Source organism: Endothiovibrio diazotrophicus, assembly GCF_054657215.1.
In genome coordinates this window covers 1-17,569 of sequence record NZ_BAAHXB010000004.1, presented here as the reverse complement: position 1 = coordinate 17,569, position 17,569 = coordinate 1, and the positions used below count along the sequence as shown (strand labels likewise).

The following is a 17,569-nucleotide window of genomic DNA, read 5'->3' as shown; positions in this document are numbered from 1 at the left end:
GTTCTGTACTCCTTCGTTAAGCGGCGGCGGTCTTGGCCTTGGCCAAGCTGCCCTCGGAGGCGGACTTGCTGACGGTCATGACCACGTTGTAGAGCATGGTCACCGCACCCAGCAGGTAGATGGCACCGCCGGCGGCGCGCATCACGTAGTAGGGGTGCATCGCCTCGACCGATTCGGCGAAGGTGAAGGCCAGGGTGCCGTACTCGTCGTAGGCGCGCCACATCAGGCCCTGCATGATGCCGGAGACCCACATCGCGGTGATGTAGACCACGGCGCCGATGGTAGCCATCCAGAAGTGCAGGTTGACCAGCTTCACGGAGTACATCTCGGTGTGCCACAGGCGGGTCACCATGTGGTACAGCGCGCCGCAGCCGACCATCGCCACCCAGCCCAGGGCACCGGAGTGCACGTGGCCGATCGTCCAGTCGGTGTAGTGGGAGAGCGCGTTGACGGTCTTCAGCGACATGACCGGACCCTCGAAGGTGGACATGGCGTAGAAGGCCAGGGAGACGATCAGGAAGCGCAGGGTGTAGTCGGTACGCAGCTTATCCCACGCGCCGGAAAGGGTCATCATGCCGTTCACCGCGCCACCCCAGGAGGGGATGATCATGGCCAGCGAGACGGCGGCACCCAGGGAGCCGGTCCAGTCGGGAAGGGCGGTGTACTGCAGGTGGTGCGCACCCAGCCAGACGTAACCGAACATCAGCGCCCAGAAGTGGATCACCGAGAGGCGGTAGGAGAAGACCGGACGACCGGCCTGCTTCGGCACGAAGTAGTACATGATGCCGAGGAAGCCCGCGGTCAGGTAGAAGCCCACCGCATTGTGGCCCCACCACCACTGCACCATCGCGTCCTGCACACCCGAGAAGATCGAGTAGGAGTCGAACAGCGAGACCGGGATGGCCAGGCTGTTGACGACGTGCAGGTAGGTGATCATTACCATCATGCCGATGAAGAACCAGTTGGACACGTAGATGTGGCTGGTCTTGCGGATGGAGATGGTCATCACGAAGTTGAAGAAGTAGGAGAGCCAGACCACCGCGATGAGGATGTCGATGGGCCACTCCAGCTCGGCGTACTCCTTACCGGAGGTCATGCCCAGGGGCAGGGTCACCACGGCGGAGACGATGATCAGGTTCCACCCCCAGAAGGTGAACCACGCCAGCTTGTCGCTCCAGAGACGAACGCCGCAGGTGCGCTGCACGGAGTAGAAAGCGGTGGCCATCAGGGTACAGCCGCCGAAGGCGAAGATCACCGCATTGGTGTGCAGCGGACGCAGGCGACCAAAGGTCAACCACGCCTGATCCATGTTGAGGACGGGGAAGGCCAGCTCGGAGGCGATAAACACGCCGACCAGGAGACCCACCACCAGATACACGACGGCCATAACGGTAAACCATCGCACCACGTCAAAGTTGTATGTTTGTTCTGCTTGCGTCGCTTCCACGAGCACTCTCCTCTAGTGAAGTACGGCAAACGTCCGACCACCCCATGGATTCCACGGGTCCTCGAGCCATAGGCCCTTTGCCGCCCCAAGCGGGGGGACAGCACGCTGGCTGCCTTCGGCGGATACACTGCGAGCCACCGGTTTTTGTTCCCTGTGACCCTTACCCTCCCTTCCCTGTCGGCGGCTCTCCGTGGCGCCGTTCGGTCTCCAGTGTTCACGATCCCAACCCGCCGCAGCGCCGTGATATCACGTAACGAAGCGGGGGATTTCACGCAGCGTCGTACCTTACCAAAAGGGCGACAAATGTCAAAAAGTATTTGCCCGACGAAACGTGCTAACCCCCTTATTTTTCTTTAGTAATTTCCTCGGTTAAGGCGTCGGGGTGGTTCCCTCGGAAGGCGCTTGAAGGTATCCTTGGCGATTCCATTCCGGATCGGCCTTCACGGGAAGCAACGGCACCATGGGCGAACGTAGCGCAACCATCCGGCGCGAGACGCTGGAAACCCGCATCCAGGTCACCGTCGACCTCGACGGCGACGGCCGTTCGACGCTGGCCAGCGGCGTGCCCTTCCTCGACCACATGCTGGACCAGATCGCCCGCCACGGCCTGATCGATCTGGAGGTGGAGGCGCAGGGCGACCTGGAGGTCGATGCCCATCATACGGTGGAGGACCTCGGCATCACCCTCGGTCAGGCGATCGCCCGAGCAGTCGGCGACAAAAAGGGCATCCGCCGCTACGGCCACGCCTACGTCCCCCTCGACGAGGCGCTCTCCCGGGTGGTGATCGACCTCTCCGGCCGCCCCGGCCTGGAGTTTCACGCCACCTTCCCCACGGAAAAGATCGGCACCTTCGATACGGAGCTGTTCCACGAATTCTTCCAGGGGTTCGTCAACCACGCCCGGGTGACCCTGCACCTGGACTGCCTGCGCGGCAGCAACAGCCACCACATCGCCGAAACCCTGTTCAAGGCCTTCGGCCGGGCGCTGCGCATGGCGCTGGAGACCGACCCGCGGATGGAGGGTATACTGCCGTCCACCAAGGGCAGCCTCTGACGTCCCACCCCATTCCGATTACGAACCTCCGCCATGCAAACCATCGCCGTCATCGACTATGGCATGAGCAACCTGCGCTCGGTCACCAAGGCCCTGGAGCACGTCGCCGATGGCGACCGGGTGATCGTCAGCGACCGCGCCGAGGCGATCCTCGCCGCCGACCGCGTGCTCTTCCCCGGCCAGGGTGCGGCCCGCGACTGCATGCACGAGCTGCGTCACCATGAACTCCCCGAGGTGGTGCGCGAGGCGGCGGCGAGCAAGCCCTTTCTCGGCATCTGCATGGGCATGCAGGTGCTGCTCGACCACAGCGAGGAGGGGGGTGGCACCGATCTGCTGGGGATCATTCCAGGCACGGTGAGGCGTTTCGCCGCCGGGATGACCGACCCCGATCACGGCGAGCGCCTGAAGATCCCGCAGATGGGCTGGAACCAGGTCCATCAGGAGACGACCCACCCGCTGTGGCGGGGCATCGCCGCAGAGAGCCGCTTCTATTTCGTGCATAGTTATTATGTAGAGCCGACCGACCCGTCGGTGGTCACCGGCTCCACCGTCTACGGCCAGCGCTACTGCTCGGTGCTCGCCCACGACAATCTGTTTGCCGCCCAGTTCCACCCCGAAAAGAGCCAGCACGCCGGCATTGCGTTGCTCGCCAACTTCGTTCGTTGGGACGGCCAGAGCTGATCCCACGCGAATTGCCGGACACCCCATCAACCACTTTTAAGGAACGACCAAGGTCCCGTCATGCTGCTGATCCCCGCCATCGATCTTAAGGACGGCAAGTGCGTACGCCTGCGCCAGGGGCGCATGGAAGACGACACCGTCTTCTCCGACGACCCGGTTGCCATGGCCGACCGCTGGGTGGAGGCGGGCGCCCGCCGGCTCCACCTGGTCGATCTCAACGGCGCCTTCGCCGGCCGCCCGGTGAACATCGACGTGGTCCGCGCCATCGCCGAAAGGCACCCCGACCTGCCGATCCAGGTGGGTGGCGGCATCCGCGACGAGGAGACCGTGCAGACCTACCTGGAGGCCGGCGTCCAGTACGTGATCATCGGCACCAAGGCGGTCACCGCGCCCCACTTCGTCAAGGACCTCTGCCTCGAATTCCCCGGCCACGTCATCGTCGGCCTCGACGCGAAGGACGGCAAGGTGGCGGTCGACGGCTGGTCGAAACTCTCCAAGCACGACGTCATCGACATGGCGCAGCACTTCCAGGACGACGGCGTCGAGGCGATCGTCTACACCGACATCGCCCGCGACGGCATGATGAGCGGGGTCAACGTCGAGGCCACCGCGCGGCTTGCCCGAGAGATCACCATCCCGGTGATCGCCTCCGGCGGCATCACCAACCTCGACGACATCCGCGCGCTGGCCGGAGTCTCCCACGAGGGGATCACCGGCGCGATCACCGGCCGGGCCATCTACGAGGGCAGCCTCGACTTCGCCGAGGGTCAACGCCTCGCCGACGAGCTGGCCGGAAAAGATTAGCCACGGAGACACGGAGAACACGGAGAGTCGAATCGTCTCCAGATTCCGACCTCTGTAGAGCGGCCACCAGCCCCATCCAACCGAACATAGAGGAATCAGCCACGACAGCACATCGACGGCATACCTGATCTCCGTGCCCTCCGTGCCTCCGTGGCTTTTTTACAATACATGGGACTAGCCAAACGCATCATTCCCTGCCTCGACGTGGACAACGGGCGGGTGGTCAAGGGGGTCAAGTTCGTCGAGATCCGCGACGCCGGCGATCCGGTGGAGGCGGCCCAGCGCTACGACGAGCAGGGTGCCGACGAACTCACCTTCCTCGACATCACCGCCTCCTCCGACGACCGCGAGACCATCGTCCATGTGGTCGAGGAGGTGGCCTCCACGGTGTTCATCCCGCTCACCGTCGGTGGCGGCATCCGCAAGGTCGAGGACGTGCGCCGGCTGCTCAACGCCGGCGCCGACAAGGTGGCGATCAACACCGCGGCGGTGTTCAACCCCGAGTTCGTCGGCGAGGCGGCCGCCCGCTTCGGCTCCCAGTGCATCGTCGTCGCCATCGACGCCAAGCAGGTGAGCGGTCCCGGCGAGCCGCTCAAGTGGGAGATCTTCACCCACGGCGGACGCAAGGGCACCGGTATCGACGCGGTGGAGTGGGCGAAGAGGATGACCGACCTGGGGGCCGGCGAGATCCTGCTCACCAGCATGGACCGCGACGGCACCAAGTCCGGCTTCGACCTCCCGCTCACCCGCACCATCAGCGACGCGGTGGAGGTACCGGTGATCGCCTCCGGCGGGGTCGGCAACCTCGACCACCTGGTGGAGGGGGTCAGCGAGGGCCACGCCGACGCGGTACTCGCCGCCTCCATCTTCCACTTCGGCGAATACACCATCGAGCAGGCCAAACGCCGCATGGCGGAGGCCGGTATTGAGGTTCGGTTGTAAAACGCGGAGAACGCAGAGACGCGGAGAACGCAGAGAAGAGTTTTCGAACTCTTTGCGTTCTCCGCGTCTCTGCGTCCTCTGCGTCTTTATCCAGGGCGTAGAACGATGAACTGGCTGGACGAGATCAGGTGGACCGAGGACGGGCTGGTGCCGGTGATCGCGCAGGACGCGGCCAGCGGCAAGGTGCTGATGTTCGCCTGGATGAACCGCGAGTCGCTGGCGCTCACCGTCGAGGAGGGCCGTGCGGTCTACTGGTCACGCTCCCGCGGCAGACTGTGGCGCAAGGGCGAGGAGTCGGGTCACGTACAGCAGGTGCACGAGCTGCGCCTCGACTGCGACGGCGACGTGATCCTGATGAAGATCGAACAGATCGGCGGCATCAGCTGTCATACCGGGCGGGAGTCGTGCTTCTACCGGCGCCTCGATGAAGGCCAATGGACCGAAACCGACCCGGTCCTCAAAGACCCCAAAGCGATCTACGGGCAAGCCAAACCAGGATGAGATCCGCCACGGAGCCACGGAGGGCACGGAGCATCACCGCGGACCGCTCCGTGCCCTCCGTGGCTCCGTGGCATTCCCCTAGAAACCCCGGGCTCTTCCCGAAAACAGACAGAGGGGCGCAAAGCGTGAATCGTGATATTCTGGCGGGCCTCGCCAAGGTGCTGGAGGAGCGCAAGTCGGCCGACCCCGACAGCTCCTACGTGGCCAGGCTCTACCACAAGGGCCCCGACGCGATCCTGAAAAAGATCGGCGAAGAGGCCACCGAGACGGTGATGGCGGCCAAGGACGGCGATCCCGACAAGATCGTCTACGAGACCGCCGACCTCTGGTTCCACTCGATGGTGATGCTCGCCCACTACGGCCTCGGCCCCGACCGGGTGCTCGCCGAACTGGATCGGCGCTTCGGCCTCTCCGGGCTGGAGGAGAAGGCGAGCCGCGGCGACGGCTGAAGGCCGACGACGGAATTCAACCTGTTACACACAGTTTTCGGAGTATCTAGCAATGGGTGTTGGCGGTATCGGTATCTGGCAGCTTCTGATCATCCTGGCCATCGTACTGGTGATCTTCGGGGCCAAGCGGCTGCGCAACGTCGGCGCCGACCTGGGTGCCGCGGTGAAGGGCTTCAAGGGCGCCATGCGCGAAGGCGATGCCGAACAGGGCGCGCAGAAGCTGGAGAGCAAGGAGGGCACCACCATCGAAGGTGAGGCGACCAAGGAGAAGGAAAAGGAGAAGGCCTGAGCGCCGCCTCCCCCTGTCACGGCGCTGATCGATGTTCGATATCGGCTTCTTCGAACTGGTGGTGATCGGCGTGGTCACCCTGCTGGTGGTCGGCCCCGAGCGGCTGCCCGGTCTCGCCCGCACCGCCGGGCGGTGGGTCGGCCGTGCCCGGCGCATGGCCGCCAACCTGAAGGCCGAGGTGGACCGGGAGATCGCCGCCGAGGAGCTGAAGCGCCACCTCGCCAAGCAAGCCGGCATCGACTCGGTGCACGAGATCATCGAACAGACCCAACAGACCGGCGCAGAGATCGACCGCTCGCTCAACGACACCGCAGCCACCGCCGCGGAGTCCCTCGATCTCTCCCCAACGGCCACCAAGACCACTCCCGAAGCCCCCCACTCCAGCGGCGACCATGAGCCCAAACACCCCGCCTGAAGCACCCCACGACGACGCCTCCGTCGAGGAGGAGATGCCGTTCCTCTCGCATCTGGTGGAGTTGCGCGACCGGCTGATGCGGGCGGTGCTCGGCGTGCTGGCGGCCTTCCTCCTTCTCTTCCCCTTTTCCAACGATCTCTACACCCTGCTGGCCGCGCCGCTGATGCGCCACCTGCCGGCCAACGCCTCGATGGTGGCGATCGACGTCGCCAGCCCCTTCTTCACCCCGTTCAAGCTGGCGATGGTGGCGGCGGTGTTCCTCGCCATGCCCTACATCCTCCACCAGATGTGGGCCTTCATCGCCCCCGGCCTCTATCGCCACGAGAAACGTTTCGCCATCCCACTGCTGGTCTCCAGCGTGGTCCTCTTCTACAGCGGCGCCACCTTCGCCTACTTCGTGGTCTTCCCGCTGATCTTCGCCTTCCTCACCGGCAGCGCCCCCGAAGGGGTCTCGGTGATGACCGACATCGCCCGCTACCTCGACTTCGTCCTCACCCTGTTTTTCGCCTTCGGCTTCGCCTTCGAGGTGCCGATCGCCACCTTCCTGCTGTGCAAGGTGGGACTCACCACTCCTGACAGCCTGCGCAGCAAGCGCCCCTACATCATCGTCGGCGCCTTCGTCATCGGCATGCTGCTGACCCCACCGGACGCCATCTCCCAGACCCTGCTGGCGATACCGATGTGGATGCTGTTCGAGCTGGGACTGTTCTTCTCCGCACGCTTCGCCGTCCCCGCCGCTAAAGACGGGACCGACGGCGACCCCGGCGAAGAGGAGCTGGAGTACGAGCTCCAACAGGCGGAGGCCGCCGAGGAGGCGCTGGACGAGCCCGATCCGGCCGCCGCGCGGGTACGCCCGGAGGACGAAACCGCTTGGCAGAATGAGCTGGACGAGCTGGGCGACGAGGGCACCCCGAGGCCCCCAGAGCCCGACGCAGGGAAACCGACCGCTGGCTGAGCAACGGCGCCCGCCGAAGCGCCCCAACGTGGCAAACGGCCCCGTTCCCTGCATAATTCGTTGGATACGTTCGACGGCCGCGAGCCGTCTTCAAAAGAACAAGAGGACGAGGCCGTGGCCGGAAACGACTCGTTGGAAGGACTGCGCGAGCGCTTGGCACAGTTCGCCGCCGAACGGGCGTGGGAGCCCTTCCACACCCCCAAGAATCTCTCCATGGCGCTGATCGCCGAGGCCGCCGAGCTGGTGGAACACTTCCAGTGGCTGACCCCGGAGCAGAGCGCCGCCCTGCCGGCGGACAAGCTCGAAGAGGTGGCCATGGAACTGGCCGACATCCAGATCTACCTGATCCGCATCGCCGACAGGCTGGGCGTCGACCTGATCGACAGCGCCCGGCGCAAGATCGCGATCAACGAGACCCGCTATCCCGCCGAGCGGGTCCGCGGCGACGCCCGCCGCGCCGACGAATACGACCACTGACGATGGACCCGGCCAGCGTCAAACGTCGCTTCCTGCTGCTCAACGAGGCGCGCCTCGCCCGCGTCCGCGAAGAGCTGGGCACCACCCGCGAGGGGCTGGTGGACCTGCTGCCGCTGCTCTTCCACCAGAACGACCCGTTCCTGCCCGGCTTCCTCCAGGAGAGCGATGCGGAACCGGCCGCCGGTTTTCCCGACTTCCAGCCCGGACGGGTCGCCACCGAGGCCGCCAAACGGCTGGTGAAGGCCGCCGGCGGTCCCGAGTATCGCCCCGGCGCCCGCCGCAGCTATGATCTCCACGCCGCCTTCGTCGTCGGCAACTACGGCCTGCTCGCCCGCGCCGACACCCCTCGCTTCGACCTCTGGCTGATCGCCGCCGACGGCCTCGACAGCGGCCCGCGCGACGCCCTGCTGGAGAAGAGCCGGGCCGTGGTGACCTGGTACGAGGAGCAGGAGATCGAGCTCACCGTGCGGCTGATCGACCCCGCCGCGCTGCGCGCCGGCCGCCGCGGCCACTCCGCCGGCCAGCGCCAGGGGCGGCGCTGGCCGCGGCTCGACCTCGACACCCTCTACACCCAGGGACTGTGGCTCGGCGGACGCAAACCGCTGTGGTGGTTCCTGCCGCCGGACTACAGCGGCGACGCCGGGCAGCGGATCGCCGAGCTGAGCGCCGAAGACCCGCTGGCCGAGCACGAGCTGGTGGATCTCGGCCCGGTCCAGCCGATCACCGCCGAGGAGCTCTTCGGCGCCGCCACCGAGTGGATGTTCAGCGGCATCGACCGCCCCTACCGGATGCTCCCGCGGATCCTCCTGGCCGAGGCCTACGCGGAGGCCGCCGCCGGCTTCCGGCTCCTCTCCGAGCGCCTCAAGGAGGCGGTCTACCGCGGCGAGACCGCCGTCTCCCGCCTCGACCCCCTGATCCTCACCTACCATCTCGCCGCCCGCCACCTCTCCGGTGAAGAGCGGGGCGACCGCCTCGACGCCCTGCGCCGCGCCCTCTACATCCAGTCCGGCGTGCGGCTGAGCGGAAAGGGACGCGCGGCCAACAACGGGCAGGAGGGCGACGAGGATTGGCGCCGCGAGCTGATTCTCGAGCTGAGTGGTCGGTGGGACTGGGAGGCGGCCCGTTTCACCGACCTCGACGAGCGTGACGAATGGCGGCTGGAGCGGGTGGTGGACGAACGCCAGTTCCTGGTCGGCGTCCTCAGCCAATGCTTTCGCGCCCTCTCCGCCTTCGGCCGGACCCAAGGCGAGGGCGTGAAGGAAGCGCTCGCCCGTTTCGGCCTGCTGCGCCAGAAGCTCTACGCCGCCTTCGAGCGCAAGGGGGGCAAGGTCGAACTGCTCAACTTCGACCCCGACGCCCAGATCGCCGAATCCCACCTGCTGTTCAACCAGCCGGTGGGCGCCGACACCCACGGCGTCAATCCCTTCGCCGCCGCCCCGGCGCTGGCCAACCTCAACAGCAACGCGACGACCAGCGGCTACACCCTCCACCGCGGCGACATCAAACACCTCGACCCGGCCCCCCTGAAACGCGCCGCCGGCTTCATCGAGCTACTCGCCTGGGTCCACTTCAACCGCCTCTACAACCCGCGCACCCTGTTCGCCCTCAACCCCCCCGAGGGGCTGGTGGAGCAGCGCGAGCTGCGCAGCCTGATCGAGGGCTTCCAGGAGCTCGCCCCCAACGGCAAGCTCCCCGATGCCGACGCCGAGGCCTTCTCCCGCCCGGCCACCGTGGAGCGCGCCGCGCTGTTCATCAACACCGGCCGGATCGACCCGCTGACCCGCCGCACCCGCAAGGGGATCCACCTGAGCAGCGACGCCATCGACGTCTTCAGCTACGGCTCGCGCAACGAGACCCTGGCCGAGACCTTCGACCTAGTGGTCGCCACCAACCGCCGCGAGGTGCTTACCTTCCGCTACCAGGGGGACGAGGCGCTGGCCGAGTGCCTGCGCGACTACCTCTCCTGGTTCCCCGAGGGAAGCCCCAAACCGCCGCAGATCCGCGTCCACTGCTACTCCTCGGAGCGCGGCCCGCTGTTCGCCCGCCGCTTCGAAGAGCTCTTCCAACACCTCTCCGACGCCCTCTACGACGCCCCGGAACCGCGCTACATCTTCCGCTTCCAGCGCACCTTCCACCTCCTGCGCTTCATCGACGGCCGCGCCCAGTACCAGTCCGCCGACAACTACGAGGGGGTGCTCGCGCTGCTCGCCGCCCCCGCCGCCCGCTTCTCCCGCACCACCGGCAACCCGTGGGCGCTGATCGGCACCCCGCTGCCCCACCTGCTCAAGCTCAACCGCGAGGGGACGGTGCAGTTCTTCTTCCACGCCCTAGGCGCCCAGGCCGACGTCTACCTGCTCGACGAACGGGGCTCACTGTTCCACCAGCTGATGGCCTTCGACAACGATCAGGCGCTGCTCAGCCACTTCCACCGCTTCTTCGAGGCGGTGCTGCCACGACGCGGCATCGACGGCGGCAACGAACTGGTGGAGTACTACCGCATCACCAAGGGCAAGGAGGGGCGCTACGGCCTCTCCCCGGAGGCGGTGGACAACGGCGGCGGGCGCCGCTATTTCCAGGTGCAGGTGATCGCCGAGGCGCTGGAGGACAAGCGCAGCCAGCTCACCATCTACTGCAACGACGAGGAGTTCTCCTCGCTGGAGCACGGCGACCGGCTGTTCAACGTGGTCGCCGCCAACATCCTCAGCCGGCGCAAGAGCGGCGAGCGCTACCCGATCTACATCACCGACATCGACATCACCCGCCTGCTCGGCCGCGCCACCGGCGACGGCGGGGTGCAGACCATCCACTTCCTCACCTACAAGAAGCGCATCGAAGACCGCCTCAACGAGGCGCTGCGCAACCTCTGAGCCCCCTCCCCCACCACGGTCCCGGGATCCCGCCGTCGGCAGTCGCCCCACCCGCAAGACACCTCACCACCACCCCAGCAACCGCCACCACAGGTAGTCCAGCGGGATCAGCAACAGCCAGGAGGCGACACTCAGCGCCACGCCCAGGCGAATCGCCCGCCCCAGCCGCTCCCCGGACAACGCCAGGGCCAGCACCAGCGGCGGCGACTGATAGGGGAAGAGCGGCGCGGAAAAGCCCACCACCTGAGTCATCAGCACCGACTCCAGCGGCGCGCCGGTGAGATCCGCCAACCGCTCGGCCAGCGGCGTCAGCACCGCCGGCACCCCGGGCAGGGTGGGCCGGCAGGTGGCGCTGGCGGCGGGGCGGCGGATACGCCCCCACATGCACCGTCGCGCCCAGCTGATCCACGCCGCCGACGGGCCGCTGCGGGTGATCACCGCCGAGGGGAGCTGGAGCGTCCCCGCCGATCAGGCGGTGTGGGTCCCCGCCGGACTGGAGCACGCGGTGATCGCGCGCACGCCCCTCACCGTCCACGCGGTATTCGTCGACCCCGCGGCCGCCGCGTCGCTGCCCCGACAATGCCGGGTGCTCAACCTCACGGCGCTGGCTCGCGCGCTGATCCCGCGCCTCGCCGGGATCGGCGAGGCGTTTCCCCGGGAGGGACCGGAGCAGCGGCTCGGCGCGGTACTCCTCGACGAGCTGGCCCGGCTCGCCCCGGCACCGCTGCACCTGCCGCTGGCCCGCGACCCGCGGGTACGGCGGGTGATCGACCGGCTGATCGAGGATCCGGCCGATCCGCGCGGCCTGGAGGCGTGGGCCGCCGAGGCGGGGGCCTCCGCGCGCACCCTGGCACGCGCCTTCCGGCGCGAAACCGGCCTCGCCTTCGGCCAGTGGCGCACCCGCCTGCGGCTGATCGAAGGGGTGGAGCGGCTGCAGCGGGGCCACGCGGTGACCCGCGTCGCCCTCGACCTGGGCTATCGCTCGCCGAGCGCCTTCGTCGCGATGTTCCACCGCGAGCTGGGCTTTCCGCCGAGCCGCCTGCGCCGCGTTGATGGCCGGCCCCCGCCGTCGTCCCCGTAGATCGTCGCTACCGCGGCGACGCGAACGGAAGCTGCGGGGGTGGGGTTACGAGGGCTTCGCCGAGCGTCGTGTTCCGTTCGGTAACGTTCAATGCGAAATTTTCGGCCGCTGCCCCCGTTTACGTCGCCGCGGCAGCGGCGGCCCACGAAGAACGGCACCGTCCAGCACACCCGGGCCCTTCCGGTTAGAATAACGCCCCCATGAGCGAACCCCACCACATCGACAAGACCCTGGTCCGCGCCGCCTTCTCCCGCGCCGCGCCCACCTACGACCGCGCCGCGGTGCTGCAGAAGGAGGTGGCCAGCCGGCTGGTCGAACGGCTCGACTTCGTCAAGCTCTCCCCCCAGCGGATCTACGACCTGGGCTGCGGCACCGGCCGGGTGTCGGCCGCGCTGCGCGAGCGCTATCCGGCAGCCGAGGTGGTCGCCCTCGACTTCGCCCTGCCGATGCTCCAGGCGGCCCAACGGCGCTCGCCGGGGCTCGCCGCGGTCTGCGGCGACCTGGAGGCGCTGCCGCTGGCCGGCCACTCCGCGGAGCTGATCCTCTCCAACCTCACCCTGCAGTGGTGCCTCGACCTGGAGGGGAGCCTGCGCGGGCTGTTGCGGGTGGCGCGCCCCGGCGGCCTGCTGATGTTCACCACCTTCGGCCCCGATACCCTGCGCGAACTGCGCGCCGCCTGGGCACAGGTGGACGGCCGCTCCCACGTCAACGCCTTCACCGACCTGCACGACGTCGGCGACGCCCTGATGCGCGCCGGCTGGGCCGAGCCGGTGGTCGACCAGCAGACCTTCACCCTCACCTACGACGAGGTGAGCGGGCTGATGCGCGACCTCAAGGAGATGGGCGCCCACAACGTCACCGCCGGCCGCGCCCACGGTCTCACCGGCCGGGCACGGCTGCGGGCGATGGCCGATGCCTATGAACGATTCCGCAGCGATGGGCGGCTGCCGGCGACCTATGAGGTGGTCTACGGCCACGCCTGGGCCACCGACGGCGCCTCGGCGGCCCGGCCGGACGAGCCGGCCACCTATCCCCTCGATCGACTCCGGCGCGCCATCCGCACCGGTTAGGTGTGGATTTCCCGCCACTTTCCGGGTATGTATTCATGGCGAGATAGGGCTTGCCGCCCCGTCGGAGATGCCTCGTTTCGCCTCCAACCCACTATCCAAACAAGGAACCCGATCCAATGACCGCGTTTGCCGCCCGACTCATCGCCGTGCTGATGCTTGCCCAGTTCGCCCTCCTCCCGTCCGTCCAGGCCGGCGAGGCCGCTGGCCCCGGCGTAACCCAACTGTTCTCGGAGATCATCGCCCAGGCGCCGACCCCCAGTGACCGCCGCGCCGCCGCGTGCCAGCCGTTCTCGGCCACCATCCCGGGCGCCTACGGCGGCACCGCCTCCACCTCCGGCGAACTCTGCGTCAACACCGAGACCCAATATCTGGAGATGTCCTCGCTGCTCGCCTACGCCAGCTACTCGTCGGTCGCCGGGGTGACGATCGACGGCAGCGTCGCGGTGGTCATCGCCATCCAGGGCGAGACCCAACTGGCCATCGCCTTCCACGGCGGCCCGTTGACCTACACCATCGGCGGCGAAACCCACACCGTCTCGTTCGATTCCGTCGCCGTGGGATATGACATGAGCAGCGGCTCGCTGCAGGCGACCCAGGTCACCGGCACCATCACCGTCGACGGCGTCGCGATTCCCATGGAACTCGCCCTCGCTCCGTACCTGCTGTAGTCACGGCACCCCGGAAAGGCCCACGCCCCGAACAAGGGGCGCGGGCCCCGCCTCGGCGGCTCTCAGCCCCCCTTTTAGGAGGAACCATGAAACGCCTCTCCGCCCCGCTCCCCGCGCTGCTGCTGGCCATCCTTTCACTGCTCGTCGCGCCCACCGCCGGCGCGCTGGACCTGACACCGGTCCTCTCCGACCTCATCGGCCAGGCATCGGCGGGCAACCCCCAGCGCCGCATCTCCGCCTGCACCCCCTACACCCGCGACATCCCCGGCGCCCAGGGCGGCACCGCCACCCTCGCCGGCCAGGGCTGCTTCACCGGCACCACGAGCGTTACGGTCAGCGGCACCATCACCTACTCCAGCTATGGCCTCTCCCCCGGCGTCACCGTCAACGGCACCGCCAACGGCACGATACAGCTCTCCGGCGACCTCACCGCCGGCAGCTTCTCCAGCGTCACCGTGGCGATGACCGACGGCCCGGTCACCTACACCATCTACGGCGGGACCTACACCGTCACCTACGACAACTTCACCATCGAATACAGCGACGCCCTCACCCCGGTCTCGGCCAGCGGGGGCGTCACCATCAACGGCGTCTACTATCCCGCCACCCTCGAGCTGGCCGGGTACGTCATCTGAGCCCGACGGGGCCATCCGGCTTGGGGCGTGGCCTCTTCGTCACCGGCACCGACACCGGCGTCGGCAAGAGCCGCATCGCCGTCGCGCTGATCGAACGGCTACGCGGTGACGGCCGACCGGTGGCCGGTTTCAAGCCGGTGGCCGCCGGCTGCGAACGCACCGCCGCCGGCCTGCGCAACGACGACGCCCTCGCCCTGCAGGGCGCCGGCGCCCCCCTCCTCCCCTACGAGCGGATCAATCCCTACGCCTTCGCCCCCGCCATCGCCCCTCACCTGGCGGCCGCGGCGGCCGGGGTGGAGATGACCGTGGCGGAACTGCTGGAGCACTATCGCGCGCTGGAGGCCGAGGTCGGACGAGTGGTGGTCGAGGGCGCGGGGGGCTGGCTGGTGCCCCTCAACCGGCATGAAAACCTGGCCGATCTGGCCGTCGCCCTCGACCTGCCGGTAGTGCTGGTGGTGGCGATCCGCCTCGGCTGCCTCAACCACGCACTGCTCACCGTCGAGGCGATCCGCGCCCGCGGCCTGCCGCTGCACGGCTGGATCGCCAACCTCGTCGACGGCGAGACCCCCTGCCACCGGGAGAACGTCCAGACCCTCGCAGAGCGCCTCGACGCACGCCTTCTCGGCACCGTGCCGCACCTGGGCCCGGGGCGGTCGGCGGCGCCCTACCTGACGGTCTGATCCGAATCCTTCGCCGCCGGCAGGTTGGCCAGGAAGGTCTCCATCAGCGCGTGGTAGATCGGGGTATGGGCGATGTGGCGGGAGATGCCGCTGGCGATCAGCGAGGCACCGAGCAGCGGCAGGAAGATCGCCTGGTCGTCGGTCATCTCCATCAGGATCACCGCGGCGGTGATCGGCGTCTGCATCACCCCGGAGAAGTAGCCCGCCATGCCGAGCAGGGCCACCGCCGGGAAGGCGATGTGCGGAAACCACCCGGCGAGCGCCCCGCCCAACCCGGCCCCCACCGAGAGCGAGGGCGCGAACAGCCCGCCGGGGATGCCGCTCCAATAGGAGACCAGGGTCGCCAGCCCCTTCTCCAACGCATACAGCAGGCCACCGCCACCCTCGCCGGCAAGCAGCGCCTTCGCCTCGCCATAGCCGGTGCCGTAGACCGCCCCGCCGGAGAGGTAGCCGAGGGTCGCCATCGCCAGCCCGAGCAGCAGTGCGACGGTCAGCGGCCGGCTCCGCTGCCACGGCGCCGCCCGCCGCACCCCGTAGATCAGCGCCGCGGTGAATCCGCCGCCGAGCACCCCACCGACGACGCCGGCGGCCAGCGCCGGGGTCAGCAGATCGATCGGGGCGACGTTGGTGATCACCCGGCCGAAGTAGTCGTAGTTGCCAAGCAGCCCGACGCTGACCACGCCGGCCACCAGAATCGCCAGCAGCACCGTGCCGCTGACCTTCTGCTCGTAGGTGCGCGAAAGCTCCTCGATGGCGAAGACCAGTCCGGCCAGCGGGGTGTTGAAGGCCGCCGCCACCCCCGCCGCGCCGCCGGCCACCACCAGCCCGCGGGAGAGGTCGTGGTGGGGGAAGTGGGCGACCTTGCGCAGCGAGTTCATGATCGCCGCACCGATGTGCACGGTGGGTCCCTCGCGGCCGATGGAGGCTCCGGAGGCAAGGCCGAGCAGCACCATCAACCCCTTGCCGACGGCGATGCGGAAGGTGAGCAGGGTATCGCGCAGGGCGGCGTGTTTCGGATCGAGGGCGGCCATGGTCTGCGGGATGCCGCTCCCCTGGGCCCCCTGGAAGAAGGCGCGGGTGAGCCACACGGCCAGAGCGAAACCGAGCGGGGTGAGGAGGAAGGTGAGCAGCGGGTGGTCGTGGACCACGCCGCGGAACCAGCCGTCGGCCAACTCCGCCCCGTCGGCCAGCATCACCGCCGCCAGCCCCACCACCACCGCGCCCCCCCAGAAGGCGAGGCGGGTGCGCCAGGCGCGGGCGGAGAGGAGCTGGCGGCCGGAATGACGAAACTTTCTCATACGATTTTTCGCGGGGGGAATGGGCGGCGTATCAGTATAACCCGAGGAAACAGGGGGTTCGGGCGGCGGTTGCCCGGTGAAGAGGCGAAAAACCGTATTTATTGTGGAAAGGGCGGGTGTGGTCTCTATTTGGAGGAGTCAGTATCATTCGCCGACAATTCCCGGAAGCCGATTTTTTTGGAGGAGCCGCCCATGTCCGATTCCAAGTTCCGCTTGGTCACCCGATCCGATTTCGACGGCCTGGTCTGCGCGGTGCTGCTCAAGCACCTCGACCTGCTCGACGACATCACCTTCGTCCACCCCAAGGACATGCAGGACGGCAAGATCGACATCTCCGCCCGCGATATCACCACCAACCTGCCCTACGTCGACGGGGTCCACCTCGCCTTCGACCACCATCTTTCGGAAACGATCCGCAACGAACGGCACGACAACCACATCATCGACCCCGAGGCCCCCTCGGCGGCGCGGGTGGTGTGGCGCCACTACGGCGGCCACGAGGCCTTCCCGGTGGAGTGGGACGAGATGATGGAGGCGGTGGACAAGGGCGACGCCGCCCAGTTCACCAAGGAGGAGGTGCTGGAGGCCAAGGGGTGGGTGCTGCTCAACTTCCTGATGGATGCGCGCACCGGGCTGGGCCGCTTCCGCGAGTTCCGCATCTCCAACTACGCGCTGATGATGGATCTGATCGACTACTGCAAGAACCACGGCATCGACGAGATCCTGCAACTGCCCGACGTCAAGGAGCGGGTGGAGCTCTACTTCGAGCAGGAGGAGAAGTTCAAGGAGCAGGTGAGCCGCTGCGCCACCGTCCACGGCAACCTGGTGGTGCTCGACCTGCGCAACGAAGAGAACATCTGGGCGGGCAACCGCTTCATGATTTACGCCCTCTACCCACAGTGCAACATCTCGATCCACGTGCTGTGGGGGCTGAAGCAGCAGAACACCGTGTTCGCCACCGGCAAGTCGATCTTCGACCGCAGCTCGCAGACCAACGTCGGCGAGCTGATGCTCCAGTACGGTGGCGGCGGCCACCAGGCGGCCGGCACCTGCCAGGTGGAGAACGAGCGGGCCGAGGCGGTGTTGCAGGAACTGATCGCCAAGATCAACGCCGACGGGTGAAACGCTAGCGCGTTTTACCCGAAATGTTGCACGCGACCCCCTGTAGGAGCGGCCCTTAGGCCGCGATGACGCCGGTTCCGCCTACCCCCGCCAGTCGACCTATGGCTCACCACTTCGAACCATCGCGGCCTAGG

General features: G+C 67.7%; 20 protein-coding genes. 17 read left to right on the top strand and 3 right to left on the bottom strand.

Annotation, left to right across the window (positions count from 1 at the left end; all coding sequences use genetic code 11):
- Positions 1-16: 16 nt before the first annotated feature.
- Positions 17-1,447 (bottom strand): cytochrome-c oxidase, cbb3-type subunit I, encoded by a 1,431-nt coding sequence (gene ccoN, locus ACYQ2W_RS01970; protein WP_459862879.1) that lies wholly within the window; start codon positions 1,445-1,447, stop codon positions 17-19.
- A 460-nt stretch (positions 1,448-1,907) separates the two neighbouring features.
- Here ccoN and hisB point away from each other — a divergent pair, with 460 nt between their 5' ends.
- The 11 genes from hisB to ACYQ2W_RS01915 all read left to right on the top strand — a co-directional run bounded on the left by hisB (position 1,908) and on the right by ACYQ2W_RS01915 (position 10,881).
- Positions 1,908-2,501: an imidazoleglycerol-phosphate dehydratase HisB gene (gene hisB, locus ACYQ2W_RS01965; RefSeq protein WP_459862878.1), complete on the top strand. Its 594-nt coding sequence runs from the start codon at positions 1,908-1,910 to the stop codon at positions 2,499-2,501.
- 33 nt (positions 2,502-2,534) lie between these two features.
- On the top strand, positions 2,535-3,182 hold the full coding sequence (gene hisH / locus ACYQ2W_RS01960) for an imidazole glycerol phosphate synthase subunit HisH (RefSeq protein WP_459862876.1): 648 nt from the start codon (positions 2,535-2,537) through the stop codon (positions 3,180-3,182).
- Between the two features lie 60 nt (positions 3,183-3,242).
- Positions 3,243-3,986: a 1-(5-phosphoribosyl)-5-[(5-phosphoribosylamino)methylideneamino]imidazole-4-carboxamide isomerase gene (hisA, locus tag ACYQ2W_RS01955; RefSeq protein ID WP_459862874.1), complete on the top strand. Its 744-nt coding sequence runs from the start codon at positions 3,243-3,245 to the stop codon at positions 3,984-3,986.
- Between the two features lie 168 nt (positions 3,987-4,154).
- On the top strand, positions 4,155-4,928 hold the full coding sequence (gene hisF, locus ACYQ2W_RS01950; RefSeq protein ID WP_459862872.1) for an imidazole glycerol phosphate synthase subunit HisF: 774 nt from the start codon (positions 4,155-4,157) through the stop codon (positions 4,926-4,928).
- Between the two features lie 105 nt (positions 4,929-5,033).
- A complete protein-coding gene (gene hisI / locus ACYQ2W_RS01945) occupies positions 5,034-5,429 on the top strand; it encodes a phosphoribosyl-AMP cyclohydrolase (RefSeq protein WP_459862870.1) in 396 nt (131 codons plus the stop codon).
- Between the two features lie 125 nt (positions 5,430-5,554).
- The gene (locus tag ACYQ2W_RS01940; protein ID WP_459862868.1) at positions 5,555-5,878 is read left to right on the top strand and encodes a phosphoribosyl-ATP diphosphatase; all 324 of its coding nucleotides are present in this window, start codon (positions 5,555-5,557) and stop codon (positions 5,876-5,878) included.
- 52 nt (positions 5,879-5,930) lie between these two features.
- On the top strand, positions 5,931-6,167 hold the full coding sequence (gene tatA, locus ACYQ2W_RS01935) for a Sec-independent protein translocase subunit TatA (RefSeq protein WP_459862866.1): 237 nt from the start codon (positions 5,931-5,933) through the stop codon (positions 6,165-6,167).
- 31 nt (positions 6,168-6,198) lie between these two features.
- Positions 6,199-6,582, top strand: a complete 384-nt coding sequence (gene tatB / locus ACYQ2W_RS01930) for a Sec-independent protein translocase protein TatB (RefSeq protein ID WP_459862864.1) — start codon at positions 6,199-6,201, stop codon at positions 6,580-6,582.
- Complete coding sequence (gene tatC, locus ACYQ2W_RS01925; RefSeq protein ID WP_459862862.1) at positions 6,560-7,537, top strand: twin-arginine translocase subunit TatC; 978 nt, start codon at positions 6,560-6,562, stop codon at positions 7,535-7,537. Before tatB ends, tatC begins: the two co-directional genes overlap by 23 nt.
- 114 nt (positions 7,538-7,651) lie before the next feature.
- A complete protein-coding gene (locus ACYQ2W_RS01920; RefSeq protein WP_459862860.1) occupies positions 7,652-8,014 on the top strand; it encodes a nucleotide pyrophosphohydrolase in 363 nt (120 codons plus the stop codon).
- Between the two features lie 2 nt (positions 8,015-8,016).
- Positions 8,017-10,881 carry a class I adenylate cyclase domain-containing protein gene (locus ACYQ2W_RS01915; RefSeq protein ID WP_459862858.1) on the top strand — a complete coding sequence of 955 codons (2,865 nt, stop codon included), beginning with the start codon at positions 8,017-8,019 and terminating at the stop codon, positions 10,879-10,881.
- A gap of 63 nt (positions 10,882-10,944) precedes the next feature.
- Here the strand turns inward: ACYQ2W_RS01915 and ACYQ2W_RS01910 are convergent, their stop codons facing one another.
- Entirely contained in the window at positions 10,945-11,265 is a 321-nt protein-coding gene (locus ACYQ2W_RS01910) for a hypothetical protein (protein WP_459862856.1), read from the bottom strand.
- On the opposite strand from ACYQ2W_RS01910, the gene ACYQ2W_RS01905 reads away from it, so the two are divergent.
- From ACYQ2W_RS01905 to bioD, 5 genes are all read left to right on the top strand, one after another.
- Positions 11,264-11,962 (top strand): AraC family transcriptional regulator, encoded by a 699-nt coding sequence (locus tag ACYQ2W_RS01905; protein WP_459862854.1) that lies wholly within the window; start codon positions 11,264-11,266, stop codon positions 11,960-11,962. The genes ACYQ2W_RS01910 and ACYQ2W_RS01905 overlap by 2 nt on opposite strands.
- 200 nt (positions 11,963-12,162) lie before the next feature.
- The gene (bioC, locus tag ACYQ2W_RS01900) at positions 12,163-13,032 is read left to right on the top strand and encodes a malonyl-ACP O-methyltransferase BioC (protein WP_459862852.1); all 870 of its coding nucleotides are present in this window, start codon (positions 12,163-12,165) and stop codon (positions 13,030-13,032) included.
- A gap of 116 nt (positions 13,033-13,148) precedes the next feature.
- Positions 13,149-13,700, top strand: coding sequence for a hypothetical protein (locus ACYQ2W_RS01895; RefSeq protein ID WP_459862851.1), 552 nt, complete (start codon positions 13,149-13,151; stop codon positions 13,698-13,700).
- Positions 13,701-13,786: 86 nt separating this feature from the next.
- On the top strand, positions 13,787-14,335 hold the full coding sequence (locus ACYQ2W_RS01890) for a hypothetical protein (RefSeq protein ID WP_459862849.1): 549 nt from the start codon (positions 13,787-13,789) through the stop codon (positions 14,333-14,335).
- 20 nt (positions 14,336-14,355) lie between these two features.
- A complete protein-coding gene (gene bioD / locus ACYQ2W_RS01885) occupies positions 14,356-15,015 on the top strand; it encodes a dethiobiotin synthase (protein ID WP_459862847.1) in 660 nt (219 codons plus the stop codon).
- On the opposite strand, the gene ACYQ2W_RS01880 is transcribed toward bioD, so the two are convergent.
- The gene (locus ACYQ2W_RS01880) at positions 15,000-16,313 is read right to left on the bottom strand and encodes a chloride channel protein (protein ID WP_459862845.1); all 1,314 of its coding nucleotides are present in this window, start codon (positions 16,311-16,313) and stop codon (positions 15,000-15,002) included. The genes bioD and ACYQ2W_RS01880 overlap by 16 nt on opposite strands.
- Before the next feature lie 192 nt (positions 16,314-16,505).
- Between ACYQ2W_RS01880 and ACYQ2W_RS01875 the strand changes: the two genes are divergently transcribed.
- On the top strand, positions 16,506-17,435 hold the full coding sequence (locus ACYQ2W_RS01875) for an exopolyphosphatase (protein ID WP_459862843.1): 930 nt from the start codon (positions 16,506-16,508) through the stop codon (positions 17,433-17,435).
- Positions 17,436-17,569 lie beyond the last annotated feature (134 nt).